Genomic DNA, 18819 nt, shown 5'->3' on the forward strand with positions numbered 1-18819 from the left:
ATTCACCATACTCAGCGAAACGCCATTGTCATCGCCATAGTCGCAAAATTCATCATTTCGGCAGAAAACCATTCAATTAGCATAAATATGCTAGCGAAAACAGCCAACATTTTCAGACCAAATGGTAGTGTTTGTTCCTGTATTTGCATGACTGTCTGAAACAGGCCGACAACGATTCCTACGATTGTTGCAAATGCAATAGGAACTGCAATGAGTTTTAATACAACAATTAATGCCGAATTACCTATAAATAGAATATTATTCATGTTGTCATCAGATCCGTATACTGTGAAATCAGTCCTTTGGTAAGCAAACTCCAGCCATCCATCGAAACAAATAAAATAAGTTTTATTGGAATAGATATTGTTACGGGGCTCATCATCATCATACCTAAGGCCAGAAGTATACTGGATATCACCATATCAATAACAACAAAGGGAACATAAAGATAAAAAGCAATTTTGAAGGCGCTTTGTATTTCACTAAGAGCATAGGCTGGCATCAATGTCATTAAAGACAATGAACTTAACTCATGCTCTTCAATAGTGATTTCCTGATCATCTGTTGCTTGCTGCTGTACTTTATTAAAAAAACGAATAAGCTCATGATCTGAATAATGAACAAGATACTCACGGTAACTGCCAAGCCCATTATCCATTAGTTGTGTAACTGATTCGCTATTATTAAAATCGATATTATTCAGATCAATATAGCTCGATATTTTCTGACATACCGGCATCATTACAAATGCAGTTAAAATTAATGCCACGCCATTCAATGTTATCGTAGAAGGAACCTGCTGGATGCCCAAGGCATTACGTACCATGATCAACACAATAGAGAATTTAATGAAACAGGTCCCTCCGGCAATAATAAAGGGAGCTAACGTAAAAAAAGATAAAAGTACAATCAATGAAATATCATTACTCAACATCAGGATTACTCATTTCATTTTCCGGATGTAAATTAATTTGATTGATTTCTACTGCCAAACCACCGCCTTCAAGTGCAACCAACTCGCCAAGCGCGAAGAATTTTCTGTTCAGATAAATTTTTATTCTTTGCTCGGCACCAAAACTAACAGGTAAAATACTCCCGGTATTGATATCATTTAGTTTTTCCAGTGTAAGGATGTTGTTATCTAAAACAAACTCTATATCTACCGGTACTTTGGTCCAGTCAAGTAAGTGCCCTTCTTCTGCTCGTTCAGATAACTGATTATCAAAAATAAATTTATCCACTATAACCTCATCATTCCCTTGATAACTAAAACTAAATAAATAACATTGGCCGATAGCTAAATAATACGACGGCCGTTTTATCACGACCAAGTCGCCAGGTACCAGATTAAAGAGTACAGACAACTCAGCCTGGCTTGTTCCTAATATATAACGTAAATTTAATGGAATCTGATTAAAGTTGAACCCAGTTCTACTCTCATCTTCAGAATGACCGGGCCAGTTAAGACATAATATAGTACAAGGCTCTGCCGTAAGTGCTAATAATCTGGCTGGGACAGGTTTTTCAGGCTGACTAATACTCTCAACATTCCATATTATATTTTCAACCAAAAAACTTAATTGCAACGTATTTAGCCAGCGTATCAAATAATCTGCCGGAACCTGCTGCCAGGGTATCTCTGGTAAGTGGCTATTCATATTGTTAAGCCAGAGATCAATATTGAAAAATGCTGTCGTCTGTTGACAATCTTCATCAACTAACTGTAATTGTAAATAACGTATATCAGATTGCGTCTCAATGACTTCACGGCCCGGATAATCATGACGCGCACGCTCAAGATTCATATACTTTGAATCAATCAAGCGTAGTTGAGATTGCAGACTCATTCTTGCTCCTTTTCTCTTTTATATTGATTATGTCGTTCTTCATCCTCTTCATCATCTTGCTGCGGGTGCAATAATTCTGTGGTGAATCCACTCAACTGCCCGACTTGCCTGGATAACATTTCCGCTGCACGGGAGTCTGATGGAAGTAATGTCAAATGTCTGGAAGGACTCAGATCCACGGGAATAGAGACTTTAACTGAGCGCTCTCCAGACCAACGTAAAAATGGATAATCGATATTAAGTGACTTCCTTTGTGTTGCAGCTGTCTTTGTTATTGAATCTACATGAACCTTTAACATATGTTCTGTTGCTGATGATTGCAGTCTGCGAGACTGCATATCCTGTCTTGGTAATTCCTGACGACGTGGCAACACATCGGTTTTTAAATTAGCTGGAGGTGAATAGATTTTCGTTGTCTCTTTATTTGATTCTTTTAAATCGTCCTCATTCTCAAGAATAAACTCCCCTGATCTATTCGCAACAATGACTTCTGGTATCCCTAATCGTGAATTTGATGAGAATGTCCCATCCCGCAGACTGGTATTACTTTCACTTAAAGTTGGAGCTGCACTTAAAGTAATATCATTTATTGCTCTGCTTTGCCTTATTTCATCGCAAGCAACATTATGAATTATTGAATGATTATTTCTGGTAGTAGATAGAGTACATCTCCCAGAAGAGTGGATATGTTTATGATATAACTCAGGGAGAACACTAAGTATTCTGATACTAACATCTTCACCATGACCATTTTTATTCTTATTAAGTAAGGTTAAAAAATCCTGATCATCGAATTTTTTTTCACTGAAGGTAGTGAGTTCTGACATCACTTCAGAATTTTTTTCTATCATAAACGACCACCTCTTGTATTTCATTTTCAGAATTATTATCGCAACGACGATGATAGGCGTGCTGTTGTTTTTCTAAATATTGCGTTAACTTATAGTGCCTTTTATCCAGCAACTGCATCGATGACCGATAAGTTTCAAGTGACTGCTGATGTTTATATTGCTCATCTTCAAGCTGTGTTACTTTATGAATAATCATCTGCAGATGTATTAATAAAGATCCCTGATGCCGTATCCCTTTATAAATATCTGCACGATCCAATAACCCTGAAGGTGTGAGTAACTTTATCTGTTGATTGATGTAGTGTTGCTCTTGTTGATGTTTTTTAATTTCTTCTTTTATCAGCAAAATTCTGCTTTCAGTTCGAACAATATTTCCTTTTAGAATATCTTGTTTACGCTGTAGCAGAGAGATGAACTGCCTTCCATTACGCCATGCATCCATATAGCCTATCCAGGCAAGAGTTTATATCCGAAGCTTCGTTCATACCCTGCTTAAGAAAATATTCCATTGATTCTTTTTTATCAAATGCTAAATCGTTGTCTGGATTTTCACCACGTTTATATTCACCTAAATCAAGATAAAGCTGCATATCCTTCTGACGAACTAATAAATCTCTGAAGCGTAGTGCTGCTGTTTGATGATTATTGTCTGTCACTTTTTGAAAAACACGGCTGATACTTTGTAAAATATCAATCGCAGGAAAATGCCCACGAGATGCAAGCTTCTGACTCAAGTATATATGTCCATCCAGAATCGAACGAACTTCGTCTCCAATGACATCCGATTCATCTTCATTTTCTATCAATACTGTATAAAAGGCAGTGATCGAACCATTGATAAACCGCCCGGGGCGTTCCAGCAACTTTGGTAATGCTTCAAATACTGATGCAGGATAACCTCGACGTGCGGGCAATTCCCCCATACTTAATGCCAGGTCCCGCAAAGCTCTGGCATAACGAGTGATTGAGTCGATAAAAAGCAAAACATTTTTACCCTGCCCGCTGAAATATTCTGCAATGGTTGATGCTATCTGTGCGGCATTACATCGTTCAACACAAGAACGGTCTGATGTTGCATAAATAAGTACCACTTGCGCACGCCTGGAGGATTGACGTAATTCTTCAACAAACTCTGTCACTTCCCTCCCTCGTTCACCTATTAAACCAATAACGTAAATATCTGCTTCTGAATGCTCAACTATCATGCTCATTAATGATGTTTTACCACACCCAGCCGCTGCAAATATTCCCATCCGCTGACCCTGACCACAGGTTAACAGAGCATCAATAGATCTGATGCCCGTCGTTAAAGGATCCGTAATCGGCTTGCGCTGTGTGAAATCACGTGGTAACCCAGTCACTTCCAGACTACTTTCAATCTTCATCATTGCAGGTCGATCATCGTCAAGCCGGCCGCGGATCCGACCCGTAGCATCAATAATTGCCCCAGCCATATCATTACTGACTTCGATTCGAAAAGATCGTCCTGTAGGCAACAAGACATTGTCTCTTGAGAAACCTTTATTGTCATTAAGTAAACTCAACAGTGTATAGTCTCTGTTGAAACCGATAACCTGTGCAATACCTATCACTTCAGGTTCAAGGATAGAACGCTGAATCTCACAGACTTCGCCAATTTTCGTTCCAGGCAAATGCGCCTCGATCACATTCCCCTGGATTCGTAGGGGATGTGCGAGATGAACAAAACATTGTTCTGCCATGCTATAACTCCATCACTTCAGACCAGAACCATACGATAGTCTTGTAAAGTAGTAAGATAATGATCGAGAAATATCAAAAACACTTCTGGTGAAGCTAAATACTCTTCTTTCACCTGTGTACGTAATTCCAGGTTTCCTTCAACTGGATATAAACAAGGCTGTCCACAATAAAAAATTTCTTCATTATAATTAAACATAATAGGAAAGAGGTTCGCACTAGCATAAGACAAATTTGAAATATTATAGTCACATATTTTTGCCCATACCCAAACGTGGTCATCATCATTTTTTATATGAATAGTTGGAATGTCATCTTTCATGTTCAAAGATATTGTTGAATGATTACTCAAGTTTTTATCAATAACATTATCCAGACCAACATTACTTAACATTGTCGACAGCAGAGAAACCAAATCATATTTCATATAAACCTCATTTTATTTATCAAGCGAGCCAATAACATCAACGTTCACTCCTGAAGAAATCTCTCCAAAAGAGAGCACTTCCATTTCAGGGTAAGTTCCCTCAACTAATTTCTTAACAAAACGCCTAATATCAATAGATACCATTAAAACAATATCTCTTGCATCTACGCCATTAACACTTAATACAGACTCCAACCGCCGGATAATATTTTCTGTTTCAGGTGGTGCAAGATTAATGAATGTTCCATTCGATGTCTGACGGATGCCTGCACGAATTTCACTTTCTATATCATGGGACATCACTAACGTCCTAATTATTCCTTTAGCAGAAAATCGATTAGAGATATATCGCGATAATACACCCCGAACATGTTCAACCAGCATAATAGGATCTTTTTCTTTTGGTGCCCATTGCACTAATGCCTCGAGAATAAGACGCATATTTCTAATCGAGATACGCTCCTGTAACAACCGTTGGAAAACCTCGGTTATACGCTGAACGGTATTACTTCGATAACATTCTTTAAGTAACTCTGGATATTTTTTTTCCAGATCATCAAGTAGTGTTTTGGCTTCCTGAATACCAAAAAACTCTGAAATATTATGAACAAACAATGTTGAAGCACAGGCATAAAATTCATCGATAGCATCTCTGGTATAAAAACCTAACTGATGAGCTTTATCATTTAGATTATCTGGCACCCAATAAGTATCGCCTTGTGGCGTATTAATTATTTGCACGCCAGGTTCAAGCATCTGAAGTTCATCACCTCTCATTAATACTTTGCACATTCCAGGAATAATATGGTATGTAGCTACATGTATCTCATTAATTGCTATCGATAATTTTCCATGTTCAGCATTATTATCATAGTTCATGACAATATCAGGTAATCTGACGCCATATTCAACGAAAAAATTTCGTCTTAGTAATGATGATAAGTTATGTTTCTCAAAGTAAGCTTCATAGCCTTTCCTGGCAGTTATTATAAGTGGTATTGTTTCTGGTATATATTGACCATCTATCATTACAGGTTTTGCTTTTATCTCAACAGAATCGCTCTCTTGTTGTATATCACTGTTAGACTGCTTTCCTTTTCTTTCATTTCTTTTTTGCTTGATGAATATAGTAAGTAAAAGTGCTGCAAGCACAATAAACACCGGCAATGGAAAACCAGGTAACAACCCTAGCGCGATAGCAAGTATTGCGGTAATCACAAGAATAAATTTGTTGGAGAACAAGTCCTGTATTATTTTTGCACCGAGGTTATTATTTTCATTATTATTAACTCGCGTAACAATCAGACCACCACTAATCGAAATAAGAAGTGCAGGTATCTGAGCAACTAAGGCATCACCAATTGTCAACAGAGTAAAAACTGACATTGCCTGAGATAAATTCATACCATGCTGAAAAACTCCGACGGCAATACCACCTAGCAAGTTGACAAAAATGATGATGATTCCAGCTATAGCATCACCTTTGATAAATTTCATTGCCCCATCAAGCGCACCATAGAGCTGGCTCTCTGCTTCTAAATCACGTCGACGCCGTTTAACTTCTATTTCATCAATGACGCCAGCTCGTAAATCAGCATCAATACTCATCTGTTTGCCGGGCATTGCATCAAGAGAAAAACGTGCTGCAACTTCTGCAATACGTTCAGAGCCTTTAGTAATAACTATAAATTGAACAATAGTAACAATGAAGAAGATAACAAAACCAACAACTAAATTATCGGCAATAACAAATTCACCAAAACTTGCAATAATTTCCCCAGCATCAGCATCAGCCAGCACTAAACGACTAGTACTGATTGAGATTGCCAATCTGAATATCGTACTTATTAATAATATCGATGGAAAAGTTGAGAAGTCAAGTATTCTCGTAATATAAAATGAACCGAGAAATATTAATAATGCTATCGTTAAGTTAAGACCAATTAAAAAATCAACCAAAAAGGTGGGTAATGGAATGATTAACATTACCACGACCATAATCATTATAACCAGAATAATAAGCTCTGGTCTGGTTCTTATTTGTGATATAAAATTTTGCAACATATTAACCTAAAACTTTAATCAAACAATATCATAAATCGGTTTCAAGATGATACTATCACCTTTACCAGTGGATGTTATTAATTTCCTTCTCGTACATTGATAGCATCAACGTAGACATAAACTCCTGAATAAAAAAACGACAGTCTGATTCTGCATATAAAAACTCAGGGGTAATATTATAAACATTACGCAAAACCTGCACCGCTGTTGCCCGCTGTTTAATAAGAAGTGATGACATATACTGATAGCTAAACTCCGAAAGTTTGGCTTCCAATGATTTATGATTTATTAAACCAATCATAAATAGATTAATTATTTTATCTTCTGTCACAGGACCATCAGTATCATGTAATTTTTCATAAAAAGGCAGAGCATTAAAACTTTCGAACAATGACATATCCAGTGTATGTAGAACTCTTGCATCAGAGAGTTTTGCACTCAATGGACCAAACTCATCAAAATGTATACCCGGCATGCTTGCTTTCATATCTGCGACTAATGCTGCGAGTGTAAAGGATAGTAAGCGGGTACGATTATGACAACCAAACTCATCAATCCAGTCCTGATATATAAAACTGGCAGGTATATCTAACTCGATAAAACGTAAATAACTATTACGTAATTCTTTCGCCGAAAGCGATTTGGCATTTTTACCACTACTAAAACGTTTTGCAATATGGCCAATATTTATACCTGAGTTCATTTTTTTTGTGTCACAAAACTTCTCTAAATCTGATATTGACTCTTTTATCTTCTTTTTTTGAAGCTCTGAAAGCTGACGACTTAACAGCAGCTCCCTTAATGCAAGCATAAGATCACTGTCATTCGGGAAAAGGCTTCTGGCAAAATTTAACAAGTTAGTAAAATTCTGTAATTTGCTAATATTTTTAACGATAATACCAAGTTTTTCGTCGGCTTTATCTTCAAGCATTGAAGACACAAAATCGTTTTCCGTACTATCATTTCTGCGTCCGAGTTTACTAAATCGACCAAATGAACTGAATAGATCGGCCATTTCTTCAGCAGCTGAGTTTATTTCGTCCTGAAAATTGATGATTGCTGTATCACTCATTTCATTCGTGTTATGTGCCGTATTGTTTGCAGCGTTACGATTCATTGCCGGACGAAAATCGAGACGATTAAAATCAACTGGATTGACAGCGCGGATAACCATAGTGTTTCTCCTGATGATTACTTCATTGTATTACGCAGCATTGAGACCGTTGATTTCAATGTCACATTGTCCCCTCCTACGGTTCTTCCCAGAATAGGGTCATTCTTCTCATATCCTTGCCAGGTTTCACCATGTGTCATCAATCGTGGTTGGATCAGAAATAAACGGACCATTTTTTTATTACTTACATAGCTGTAATCAAATAGTCGTCCTAAATATGGAATATCTTTTAATAAAGGTATACCGAAGTTATGTTGTTCATCCTGATCACGACTATAGCCCCCCACTAACAAGCTATAGCCTACGGGTACACGTGCTTCAGTGCTGATTTGAGTGTTATGAACCATTGGCAGGTTATCAACATATTCAGTTTTACCATCAACGTTATGTGGTACGCCTCCATCCTGAATATTCAATATCATTTCTATTTCTTGCTGACGTTGTGCAAAACGGGGTAATACACTAATCATTGTTCCGTACGTGATTTTTTCTAACGAGGAGTTACGCTCCCCGACTAATTTCGCATAAAAACTACTGTTATTATCAAACAATGCAGGGATATTTTCTTGTGTTAGTATTTCTGGACGTGAAACTATCTGGGCATTCCCTTTTCTGGCCAGCGCCGTTACGTCAGCTAAAAAATGGATACTATTTTCAGGCGTCAGTGAACTGGTATTAAATGTAACACCTGTATTATTCACCTTTGCAGCACCCTGCCAGCGCACCCCGAGCTCATTAACATCATCTTTCGAAATATCAATAATCCATAATGACAGCTGAATTTGTTGCTTAGGCAAATCAATAGCATTAACAAGATCTTCAACGAAACCGACTTGTCGTGCAGATCCCTGTACTAACAGACTATTAGTATCAGAATACGCTACAATGTTTATAGAGTCCGTGGCAGATTGTCCCGGAATAGCTTCTGATGATCCGTTTTGTCTCGAATTAAAAACTGGCAATGGGGGAAAATTGCCATTCTGGCTGTTTGACATCCCTTCCAGTGCTGTTTGTGTATCATTATCAACCGAGATATTAACCCGTGCCAGTTTTCCATTCTTTCCTGCACTATCACGTGAACTATTAAGCAACTGATTTAACACTGTCGCTACACCCGGTATGGTCACCGGTACATCACGCTGAGTATAGGTACGATCATTAACAAAGGTATTCTTTAATTTAATGACTCTGATTGTCGTTTCGCCTGTACCAGGTCTGGCATATGTTGCATCAATATATTTTGCAGCTGCAGTAATAAGCTCAACATAAACAGGCGGACCCGAGACATAGAATGAGCCAGCCCTGCCATTTGAACGTAGCGGGAATCGAGGGTCATAGAGCCCTGATGACTGTAAAAAAACAACGAGTCTATCGAATGGTGCATAGGCCAGACGCACGACACTACTTTGTATCTCACTAGTGTCATACATATAAATAGAGCTTCCATCGTCATACCAGATAAGTCCGGTACGTGCTGCAAGGGTTGCAAGAAGTTCTTTCGGTTTACTGAGATCAAAATTACCTGATACTCTTTTTTTTGCGGCTTCAGTGCTGACTATGACAGGCTTATTGAGTACCCCGCCCAGAACATAAAATAATTGTTGGACACTATTATTGCTGGCGACATATATATTCTCTTCATCTGTACTGGATGGAGATGTGATTTCTGAATGACTGTTCCTTTTACTGCCACTAAATAATTCAGCAGAGCTGTTGAAACAAATAAAAAGGCCGAACATGAACATCATAACTTTATGATACTCTCGTTTCTTCAACTGCTTATTCATGGAGCAAACCTTCCAATTTTTTAAACTCCCTGGGAGTGATACCAAAGATAGATTTTATCTCACTCGAAAAATGAGACGATGATGAATATCCATTATTACCTGCTATCGTTGCGATAGACTTATCTTTTTCAATAAGCTGCAATGCACTATAAGCAGCACGCCACATTCGTAATTGTTTTTTTGGTCCACAAGTAAATGCGTTATGACACAATTTTCTGAAATAGGATTCAGAAACGCCATAGGTTTTACAAGCATTATAGAGTTTATAGGCATCACTATCATTGTCATCACTAAAGACTTGTGATAATAAAAAATAGGCTATCCAATAGCTTTCCATATTACGTATGAATGTGAAAATATTTTGTAAAAACTGTTTTTGAGGATCCAGAATGCCGCTGATGAGAACATCCATTAAGCGATCATGGTTGTTTTCAAGTAATAATACAATACTACGTTCATTTTCTATTGCTTCTTTACCAGCAGGCCTGCTTTCATCATGAGCACTATTTATTCTCCTGATGTTTGATTCACAGTTTTTAGTCTGATAATCCAGAAAACAAAACAGTGTCGATATCTGCGATAAAGGGAATTTTTCAACCGTCCATTGGTTGATGAATTTCACATTTAAATTATCATTTGACGCCAATAAAACAGCGTTATTTATAATGACTTCATCGTTATTTATGTTGTTTCCCGACACACTCAGTGTCGATTTTTCATTCATCGGTCTGGCCAGAAAAAGTTCATTATTGATCAGGAGAGTCTCATCAACGATTTCATCCGTAATGGGGACTAATAATCTATCATACCCTTTCATATCCGAACGATAGTATCCCGAACAGTTCATTAATGTTTTTTTCATAGAACCTCAATCTGATGTTAGAATCATATGTAGAACAGCCAATGATAAAATCATAAGAAACTACAAACATATCAATATATAATACTGAGTTTTAAATATTTATATAGATGATAATTTAATACAACTGTTGTCTTTTTGTTTAACAGGTGTTTTCCAGCAAATCTAACAGAAAAATACTCAGCGTCAATTCACTTTGATAAAATTCAAAAAAATATAAAAAATATAAAAAACAAATCAAAAATAAATCAATTAAACATTCTTGAATCTTTGATAAAAAAAAACTATAGTTCAGCCATATTTATATGTTCGGATTACTTTTAGGACTCATTATTCAATACGTGTTAAAGATCATCAAATTATAATAACCAGGAGTCTTACAGCTAAGACGTCCAGATAATTTACATATACCCGGTATAGTTAACTATCAATAAACTGTTGTAACATACATTTTGGTGCCATTAGTTATTGTCGCGTTATATCTATGCCTGAAATATTTTGGCTCCATATCTATGAAACACACTAAAAAGAAGCAATCTGTACTATGATAAATGAAGAATTAAATAAAAATTATTCACTAAAGGTGTTGTTCGGACCCATGTTTGGTTGCGAGCTACAACTACCTGAACATGATTATTTCCTTATTATTAACCCTGCATCAAGCTTGCAGGATAAGAATTCTGAGCTCGTATCGGATAGCGAGCATGCTGCATATTATACAACGAGTACACTTTACATTCCTTGTGACATCGCTTCGCCGAACATTTCACTGCATTTGTCTGCATGTAATCAGGATGATGAGGGGGTTTATTTTGATATTGAAATTCATGATGAAAATGGGAATAACTATAAATCATCCTTAAGAGAAAATGATATCTTTATTCATGAACATATCAAATTAGCCATTAAGCAAAGTGATAAAGAATGGTCTGAAGATATCAAGAATTATCATGCTTTACAATTCATCACAGCAGATGAGAATGATAATTCACAAAAAATCGCTAATAAAAAAAGACTGGCTACTGTTCTGGTCATTTTATTGGTCGGTACAATACTTTTGTGCCTGAGTATTTTTGCCTTCAATAAAATATCAGCAGACCAACATATCATCAGTCTTAGCGAAGCTCTGTCCGGTGCACCTGCCCCGTTAGAAGTCGTCAAGGGACGTGAAAATAAGAATATTTATATTCTTGCACACAAATCTCGTGAGATGGAATGGGCTAAAGAAGCGATACATAAAATGAATAATCAAGATAATTTATTGATTATTCTGTTGAATAAAAAAAAGATAGATATCATTGAGAATCTGTCCAAAATAGGGTATCCCGTTTTACAATTTGATTATAATTCCCCTCTACATCCGGTGCTGGCTATTTATCGTTCTTTAACGCCTCAAGAAGAAATTGATTTAAGTAAAATAGTTCTCAAAAAAATCCCTTATGCTTTAAGCATAGATTTTGTTGTTAAAACAAAAGAACAATTAGTTCGGGATGCCCGCCAAGGTCTGGATAGACTTAATATTCATTACCGACTGATAAACACCTCAACAGGTTACTCGCTCGTTATTCGAGATTCATTAAGCGATCACACACTAAATTCATTGTATGAATTTATAAATAACTTCACTGAAAAATGGGGAAACATTATTGTTACTTTCTCCATTAATCTTGATGAAAATTGGCTACAAAATAAGTCATACGTAGACTCTACGAAAGGTTACCTATTTTTAAACCCAAGACATTGGTATTTTCCACTAAATAATAAGGATTTTTAATTTATGACTGATAATACTCGCACTGCTCCATCTAATGGTTTCATGACTAACCTCTCAGGCGGGTTTGAAACCGGTGCCCAAGATATGATGATGGAACTTAATAAAGCGCAAGATGATCTATACAACGATCCTTCAAACCCTGCAGTACTCGCAAAATTTCAAGCCAAGCTTAATGAGTACACTCTATTTCGTCAAGCGCAAACGAGTACATTGAAAGCTTATAAAGATATTTGCGCTGCTATTATCCAGAACTTCCGTTAACTATTAAGGCACGGAATAATCCGTGCCTTTTCTTTTCTAATAAGGAATTATTATGAGTCAAAGTATTGAAGCATTATCCTCGCTCACTAAACTGACATCCTATACACCTGTTGATATCGATAATAGTTCGGTTTCAGTACATGATAATAATTTTAATAATTTAGTCTCTAGTGCTTTTAGTAAAATAAGTGAAACCAATAGCCAATATAAAGACATAATAAATTCATTAAGTCACTCAGAGGGTTTCTCTTCCGACCCACAAACCTTAATAAGGTTACAAGGTTATCTTGCTGAATTTACTAACTATACTGCGCTAGTAGGTACTCTGGCTCGAAAAGGCGTGGCGACGATAGAAACTCTGGTAAAATCACAATGATGTTACAAAAAATTTCTTATTTTTTCGGGCTAGTATTAACCGTGATACTCATTTCAGGCTGCAATGATGAAAAAATTTTAGATAACTTAACACAGGAACAAGCTAACCAGGTATTATCCGTATTACAACAACACAACATATCTGCGCATAAAAATGGTAACCTTAAAGCGGGCTATGCTGTAACTGTAGACTCTGTTGAAAATACAGCTGCACTTTCTATCATCAACCAGTACCAGCTTCCCTGGGCTGCTGATGTTCAAATTGCTCATGCATTTCCCGATAGTTCGCTGGTTTCATCTCCCGGAGCTGAACAGGCACGTATCAGGTCATTGCAAGAACAACGGCTCGAACAGTCACTACGCATAATTGACCAAGTTGTTAATGCCCGAGTTCATATTAGCTATCCGTATTATGCAAACGATATTTCAGGAAAAAAATCCGCTAGCCACATTGGGATATTAATTTCTTATAGTGGAGAAGTAGATAACAATATTTTCATTTCACAGATTAAAAATCTGATTAAAAATAGCATTGATGACATTCGCTATGAAAATATTTCCGTTGTTTTATTTAACGCACCAGTTATTCAATATGCAAGTCCACTAAAAGTTACCAGGTCAATATCCGGTTTTTGGATAATATTACTTTCCAGCTTTGGTTTTATAATAGTGATTATTTCCAGCTATTTTATTTACAACCAAAAGGTTAAATTCTTACACAAAAAAGACCATATTGAGAAACAAGACAATAAAATTAAATCAGAAACAAACATTGAGCAGGTTAATTCATTATGAAAGCTGCAGATAGCCAATTGATGAGCATTTTATATTCTCCTGTTATGTATATACATTCAGACAAACTTCTCGAGCTTCACTCCTCAAGAAATGTACTTAATGACGTAATACTCAATCACTGGATTATTAATCAGTATCAACTTGAACATCTGCCTGATATGTGGAAACCCACTGATGTAGTTTCGATACTACTTTTTAATCACTGGCAAATGATTCCCATTATTGTTGATTTGATCGGTGGGTATCTTTTACGTGAACGGCTCCTTATAGATAAAATGCTCTTAATCAGTGATGCAAAACTGTTAACATTTATCTCATTACCGTTAAGACACTCCGTTTGCGTAAACAAGCAAAGTCATATTACAGATTATTCATCATGGGGGGCGGCATTCATAACCGGCTTAACACAGCATTTACCGGTTGCTTTACGACAGCGTTTATCGCTCTGTTTTTCAAATAATATTCTTTTACCAGAATCTTACATCGCAAAAACACCTGATAATATAAACTTACTGAGAATGGCTATTAATTATGCGTATAATACCGGCAGATAATTTACCATCAAATTATCAACAGTATACTGTTATAAAAAGTAAAGAGCGGGATCATTATCAGCGGATGGCTATAAGTCTGGAACGAACTCTGGCACGCTGTAATGAAATGTATGCTGAGTATGAGTCTCATACTGTAGTATTGAGAGAAAATAGTCAGAAAGAAGGTTTTTCAGTTGGTTTTGAACTTTTTTTTTCGCAGCTGGTAAAATTTCTCGATGACTATGAGAAACGACAATGTAACAGACTCTCTAGTTTTCGAAACAAATTGCTGACTTCAATTAAAGAATCTTTCAATGATACCGTTATTGTTGAAAGAATTATTCATAACTTGCAAGTTCAATCTGGTCAAGAAAAACCACTACGAATAATTATACCAGGAACGGTCAAACTCCCTGAAGGAATAGACCATTCAAATTATATTTTTACTGATGATAACCATATTACAATACAAAATGATATGGATTCCATTCGTTTTCCAATAGATTCTATTTGCCAGCAATGGATCACCAAATCAGATAATACAATTCGTCCACTCAGCCTGGAGATTGATAAACTTATACCTGAATTTATAGATAGTTTTAGCCAGAAATCAGATCAAGTCAGAATAAATGATATAAAACCATAAAATCGCACTAATAGGAGAGAGAATCAATATGACAACTTCAATACATCGTCATCAACTCGAACATCATACAAATAACCAGCCGACCCAAGATAACATGAGTTTTAATGACCTAGTTCTACAACATATTAGAGATAATAAACCTGATGGCACACTAGAGCAGTTATTAACAGAAATGAAAGGACTCTCACCAGAATCACCATTGACGATGCATAAACTAAATTCAGCATTATTATATTCAAATACAATATTACGTTCTGAGCCTGATCATATCGAATATACGACTGATTTTCTTGATAGCAGAACTTGTCAGCTATTAGCTTTAAATATGTTTACTAATTTCATGCTAGATAATATATCTCGTCAATATGACGAAGATGACGACTCAACCCTGTTTTAAATTTAACTTATTCCCCGGATTTATTCCGGGCTTCAAATATGAAAATTAAACAAAACTATCATTGTCTATTACTTTTATTTTTATCATCGGCTGCAAGTTCAAGTTCTGCTGACTGTATTCATGAAGCAGCGCAGTGTTTTAAAATAAACCCATTAATTATTAAAGCTATTATCTGGCAAGAGTCAAACAACCGGCAAAATGTCGTCAATTTAAATAAAAATAAGACTCAGGATATAGGCATTATGCAAATCAATAGCATTCATTTTGATACACTAAGGTCGCTAGGGATTTCTGAAAAGGAGCTTCGCGAGAATAGCTGTGCTAATGTATTTTCAGGATCATGGATTTTAAATCAGTCGATACAAAATAATGGTTATTCCTGGGAAGGAATAGGCAGGTATCACTCTAAAACGCCGTATTATCGTGATAAATATGTATCTAAACTTATCACAGCTCTCCTTGATCAGAATACAACCATTGACAAAATTAATGTCCCATATCAATCTGGTATCCGCGAGAAATTTTCCTGCAACTGATATTTTTAATATGAAGCAGGATAAATAAATACATAGTTGTAGCGCAAGAGAAAATAAAAACTTGCGCTATAGCTTAATAATTTTACTCGTAAAATTAATCTACAAAGCAATCGTTGACGATATTATTACTGGCCAGTCCTGAAAAAACATTATCAGAATAATTACAATTTTCCAGATGATTATCAATGGTCGAAAACACGTTTTTCGGACGTAAAACTAATACCGGTGTTTCTTTCTCAGCTATTTTATTAATACCATCACTATTATCAACCGTGGTACTGTTTATATTTATGGTAACACCAACTAAACTAGCTAATATAATTATCGCACTTGAAAAAATAATTTTTACTGGTGAAAAAAACTTTTTCCTGGCTGGTATATAGGGAATAATAGATATAGTACTCGAAGAAGATATACCATTAATGGGTGTTTGTTGTTCGGCGTAAGAAAAATCATCACGCTCATGACTGATTTTTACAACTTCACCATATTGAAATTTAGTAGGTAATACATCTTCATAGATCGGTGTTATTGTTAACTTGTAACCTAACTTTGGGATTGTTGATATAGTACTCTTTTTATCATCTCCGAGACTACGTCGAAGAGACCTTATTACTTGAGCAATACTCTGTGAAGTAACATAACCTCCTCCCCACACCTTCATCAGAAAATCATCCTGTGATACGGGATTAGGGTAGTTATCACACAGTAGCGCCAGTACATCTGCCTCTTTCTTTCTTAACTGCGTTACTTGTTCAGCATGCTGCAAAATACGCAGTTTACGATTAAATGTAAAATTCTGAAAAAAGATATTCCCATCATTCATTTCATTGGTATTCATTATCAGGTCCGTCAGATATTTAATGAATGAACTCACTATTGATGCAATATTTTGTTACCCATAACACTGCAAGATAGTGTGCTTCCCTGGAGATTCACATTATTCCTTATGTTGAATCTTCTCAATATTATAGCATAATCATGTGTAGCTAATGATATTTTAATATATTAATGGATAATTAATCAATAAGTTATATGGTTAGAATCATTTTCCATTTTTTCTGGCATGGAATCTTATAACTTTTTTTTATATATTTCTGATATGCAAAATGAGTAATTTGAAAAACTTTACATATTACTACAATACCATACAGCACAGTGTTATTGAAAATATGCTATCTGTTCATAAGAATATGATTGCCAGAGTGATTTCATATTTTGACCTGGTCATTCAATAAAATATTTTCCAATAGCTATGATATACACTGGATATACTCTCAATTGTGTTGCACTGCAGCTGATTTTTATTAATTTGATATGGTATTGATATCTTTATGATACCTGAAGTTTATTTTTTATATATCATAAAACAATATTTTCATTAGATTCTGTTCAAGAATTTGCATAATAGATAACCCACCTATTTATTTCATACTGTAAGTTTAAGGCGTTAGTAATACTACCAATCTTTTATGTAAAAAATAAAAAATGATTTTTAACTATTTTCTTACGAATCAAACTTTTTATTTATGATATTAAATTGAATAAAAATAATATCTGTATAACAGCTACGTTTATTATACAGATATTACCTATTTGAAATTTTTCTTTAAACAGAGACTAAATAATATTTATGATTATTCTCTATCTTTATTTTTCACGCCACGCATTGCAAGCCACAGACCACTATTTTTCATCGCAAATCCAAATAGTAATCCAGGTAACAAGGAAGCAATAACAACAGGCCAGTCACCCTGCTGGGCAAAAGTCGCGCAAGCACCAATAAACGTACCAGGTACAAACGAAAGCAACACATGCCGGGCCTGAAGACACATCATAAATGCAACAACAGCCGTAATGACATAGTTGATAATATCAAGGTGTTGAACCAGAGTGCTACCATGAATGATTATAAGCGCCCACACTACACCACTGCAGAGCGTAAATAATGAGATGAACAAGCCTTTAAACCCACCCTGCGGGCAGGCAAAATACGCTGTACATCCCAGAAAGCCCATCCAACTGATTAGCCCGAGACTATCCGCAGTCCAGCCCCAAAGGCCAGACAGGATACCTGTCGTTAATGCGAGATAAAGAAGTGTTTTTGTATTCATAGATAAGAATAATAGCAGTCGTCACTTCTCTCAGCATATCAAATCACATATTTTATGCAATAATCCTTTATAATTGCATCATTTTTGTGATGCGCATCACTAATTATCGTTCTCTGACTCCTGTAATTCATCTCGCATAGCCTGGAGCGCTTCACGTGTCAGCACTGCCAGAGTTCGATAAAAAGCACTTGTTGCGCAAGCCTCTACTTTGCCCAGAAAAGTCCCGGCCCAGGGTAAAATATAGCTATCAAATAACGTAACCTGCGCTTGATATTCATCTTCCTGTGACTGATCCTCAAGCCAGGAAGCGGCGAGCAGTAATAAACCAAAATTATCAGCTGGGGTTTCACCCAGCGGCATACCGCGTTGCCCCAGAAACTGGCGTATCTCCTGCTCGTTACTCTCTGCTTGCCATGATGAACGATAGGGGGAAACACGACATTCATTACCTGTAAACAAGGCTTGATAGTCCTGCTGAATGATAGCGGGTTCCAGACTCTGCTGCAGGCGAGTAAGCAATTCATCCTGCTCCAGTGGCCAGCTGGCTGCCAGCTTCCCTTCTTTAATCAGAGTCATTAAAGGACCGAGCAGTGGGTCTTGTGGCTGGCGATAAAATAGCGATCCTAAAATACGACAAATAACTGAAAACTCATTCATAAC

At 36.2% G+C, this 18819-nt stretch carries 22 protein-coding genes; 8 read left to right on the forward strand and 14 right to left on the reverse strand.

Going from position 1 to position 18819, the window contains the following annotated elements; all coding sequences use genetic code 11:
* Positions 1 to 11: 11 nt before the first annotated feature.
* The 11 genes from M2387_RS10250 to M2387_RS10300 all read right to left on the reverse strand — a co-directional run bounded on the left by M2387_RS10250 (position 12) and on the right by M2387_RS10300 (position 10731).
* Entirely contained in the window at positions 12 to 266 is a 255-nt protein-coding gene (locus M2387_RS10250) for an EscS/YscS/HrcS family type III secretion system export apparatus protein (protein ID WP_259049076.1), read from the reverse strand.
* Positions 263 to 934, reverse strand: coding sequence for an EscR/YscR/HrcR family type III secretion system export apparatus protein (locus tag M2387_RS10255; protein WP_259049077.1), 672 nt, complete (start codon positions 932 to 934; stop codon positions 263 to 265). Before M2387_RS10255 ends, M2387_RS10250 begins: the two co-directional genes overlap by 4 nt.
* Positions 924 to 1847 (reverse strand): FliM/FliN family flagellar motor switch protein, encoded by a 924-nt coding sequence (locus M2387_RS10260; protein ID WP_259049078.1) that lies wholly within the window; start codon positions 1845 to 1847, stop codon positions 924 to 926. The genes M2387_RS10255 and M2387_RS10260 overlap by 11 nt, the downstream gene beginning before the upstream one ends.
* Entirely contained in the window at positions 1844 to 2698 is an 855-nt protein-coding gene (locus M2387_RS10265) for a SpaN/EivJ family type III secretion system needle length determinant (RefSeq protein ID WP_259049079.1), read from the reverse strand. Before M2387_RS10265 ends, M2387_RS10260 begins: the two co-directional genes overlap by 4 nt.
* Complete coding sequence (locus M2387_RS10270) at positions 2679 to 3140, reverse strand: type III secretion system protein (protein WP_259049080.1); 462 nt, start codon at positions 3138 to 3140, stop codon at positions 2679 to 2681. The genes M2387_RS10265 and M2387_RS10270 overlap by 20 nt, the downstream gene beginning before the upstream one ends.
* Complete coding sequence (gene sctN / locus M2387_RS10275) at positions 3124 to 4419, reverse strand: type III secretion system ATPase SctN (protein WP_259049081.1); 1296 nt, start codon at positions 4417 to 4419, stop codon at positions 3124 to 3126. The genes M2387_RS10270 and sctN overlap by 17 nt, the downstream gene beginning before the upstream one ends.
* A gap of 17 nt (positions 4420 to 4436) precedes the next feature.
* On the reverse strand, positions 4437 to 4844 hold the full coding sequence (locus tag M2387_RS10280) for an InvB/SpaK family type III secretion system chaperone (RefSeq protein WP_259049082.1): 408 nt from the start codon (positions 4842 to 4844) through the stop codon (positions 4437 to 4439).
* Positions 4845 to 4856: 12 nt separating this feature from the next.
* Positions 4857 to 6908: an EscV/YscV/HrcV family type III secretion system export apparatus protein gene (locus M2387_RS10285; RefSeq protein ID WP_259049083.1), complete on the reverse strand. Its 2052-nt coding sequence runs from the start codon at positions 6906 to 6908 to the stop codon at positions 4857 to 4859.
* Positions 6909 to 6969: 61 nt separating this feature from the next.
* Positions 6970 to 8082, reverse strand: a complete 1113-nt coding sequence (gene sctW / locus M2387_RS10290) for a type III secretion system gatekeeper subunit SctW (protein WP_259049084.1) — start codon at positions 8080 to 8082, stop codon at positions 6970 to 6972.
* 17 nt (positions 8083 to 8099) lie between these two features.
* The gene (sctC, locus tag M2387_RS10295) at positions 8100 to 9830 is read right to left on the reverse strand and encodes a type III secretion system outer membrane ring subunit SctC (protein ID WP_409039894.1); all 1731 of its coding nucleotides are present in this window, start codon (positions 9828 to 9830) and stop codon (positions 8100 to 8102) included.
* Positions 9831 to 9861: 31 nt separating this feature from the next.
* A complete protein-coding gene (locus tag M2387_RS10300) occupies positions 9862 to 10731 on the reverse strand; it encodes a helix-turn-helix domain-containing protein (RefSeq protein ID WP_259049086.1) in 870 nt (289 codons plus the stop codon).
* A gap of 541 nt (positions 10732 to 11272) precedes the next feature.
* Here M2387_RS10300 and M2387_RS10305 point away from each other — a divergent pair.
* From M2387_RS10305 to M2387_RS10340, 8 genes are read left to right on the forward strand one after another with little or no spacing between them, the layout of a single operon-like run.
* Complete coding sequence (locus M2387_RS10305) at positions 11273 to 12502, forward strand: PrgH/EprH family type III secretion apparatus protein (protein ID WP_259049087.1); 1230 nt, start codon at positions 11273 to 11275, stop codon at positions 12500 to 12502.
* Between the two features lie 3 nt (positions 12503 to 12505).
* Complete coding sequence (sctF, locus tag M2387_RS10310) at positions 12506 to 12763, forward strand: type III secretion system needle filament subunit SctF (protein WP_259049088.1); 258 nt, start codon at positions 12506 to 12508, stop codon at positions 12761 to 12763.
* Positions 12764 to 12815: 52 nt separating this feature from the next.
* On the forward strand, positions 12816 to 13139 hold the full coding sequence (sctI, locus tag M2387_RS10315; protein ID WP_259049089.1) for a type III secretion system inner rod subunit SctI: 324 nt from the start codon (positions 12816 to 12818) through the stop codon (positions 13137 to 13139).
* On the forward strand, positions 13139 to 13933 hold the full coding sequence (gene sctJ / locus M2387_RS10320; protein WP_259049829.1) for a type III secretion system inner membrane ring lipoprotein SctJ: 795 nt from the start codon (positions 13139 to 13141) through the stop codon (positions 13931 to 13933). Before sctI ends, sctJ begins: the two co-directional genes overlap by 1 nt.
* Positions 13930 to 14487 (forward strand): type III secretion system protein, encoded by a 558-nt coding sequence (locus tag M2387_RS10325; RefSeq protein WP_259049090.1) that lies wholly within the window; start codon positions 13930 to 13932, stop codon positions 14485 to 14487. Before sctJ ends, M2387_RS10325 begins: the two co-directional genes overlap by 4 nt.
* The gene (locus tag M2387_RS10330; protein WP_259049091.1) at positions 14465 to 15112 is read left to right on the forward strand and encodes a type III secretion protein; all 648 of its coding nucleotides are present in this window, start codon (positions 14465 to 14467) and stop codon (positions 15110 to 15112) included. The genes M2387_RS10325 and M2387_RS10330 overlap by 23 nt, the downstream gene beginning before the upstream one ends.
* A gap of 28 nt (positions 15113 to 15140) precedes the next feature.
* Positions 15141 to 15509: a hypothetical protein gene (locus M2387_RS10335; protein WP_259049092.1), complete on the forward strand. Its 369-nt coding sequence runs from the start codon at positions 15141 to 15143 to the stop codon at positions 15507 to 15509.
* Positions 15510 to 15547: 38 nt separating this feature from the next.
* Positions 15548 to 16045 (forward strand): lytic transglycosylase domain-containing protein, encoded by a 498-nt coding sequence (locus M2387_RS10340; protein ID WP_259049093.1) that lies wholly within the window; start codon positions 15548 to 15550, stop codon positions 16043 to 16045.
* A 94-nt stretch (positions 16046 to 16139) separates the two neighbouring features.
* On the opposite strand, the gene M2387_RS10345 is transcribed toward M2387_RS10340, so the two are convergent.
* The 3 genes from M2387_RS10345 to M2387_RS10355 form a co-directional block, all read right to left on the reverse strand.
* Entirely contained in the window at positions 16140 to 16886 is a 747-nt protein-coding gene (locus tag M2387_RS10345) for a winged helix-turn-helix domain-containing protein (RefSeq protein WP_259049094.1), read from the reverse strand.
* Between the two features lie 796 nt (positions 16887 to 17682).
* The gene (locus M2387_RS10350; RefSeq protein WP_259049095.1) at positions 17683 to 18159 is read right to left on the reverse strand and encodes a DUF1097 domain-containing protein; all 477 of its coding nucleotides are present in this window, start codon (positions 18157 to 18159) and stop codon (positions 17683 to 17685) included.
* Positions 18160 to 18258: 99 nt separating this feature from the next.
* The gene (locus tag M2387_RS10355; protein WP_259049096.1) at positions 18259 to 18816 is read right to left on the reverse strand and encodes a TorD/DmsD family molecular chaperone; all 558 of its coding nucleotides are present in this window, start codon (positions 18814 to 18816) and stop codon (positions 18259 to 18261) included.
* Between the last annotated feature and the right edge of the window lie 3 nt (positions 18817 to 18819).

Source organism: Klebsiella sp. BIGb0407 (assembly GCF_024807845.1).
GTDB lineage: Bacteria > Pseudomonadota > Gammaproteobacteria > Enterobacterales > Enterobacteriaceae > JGM124.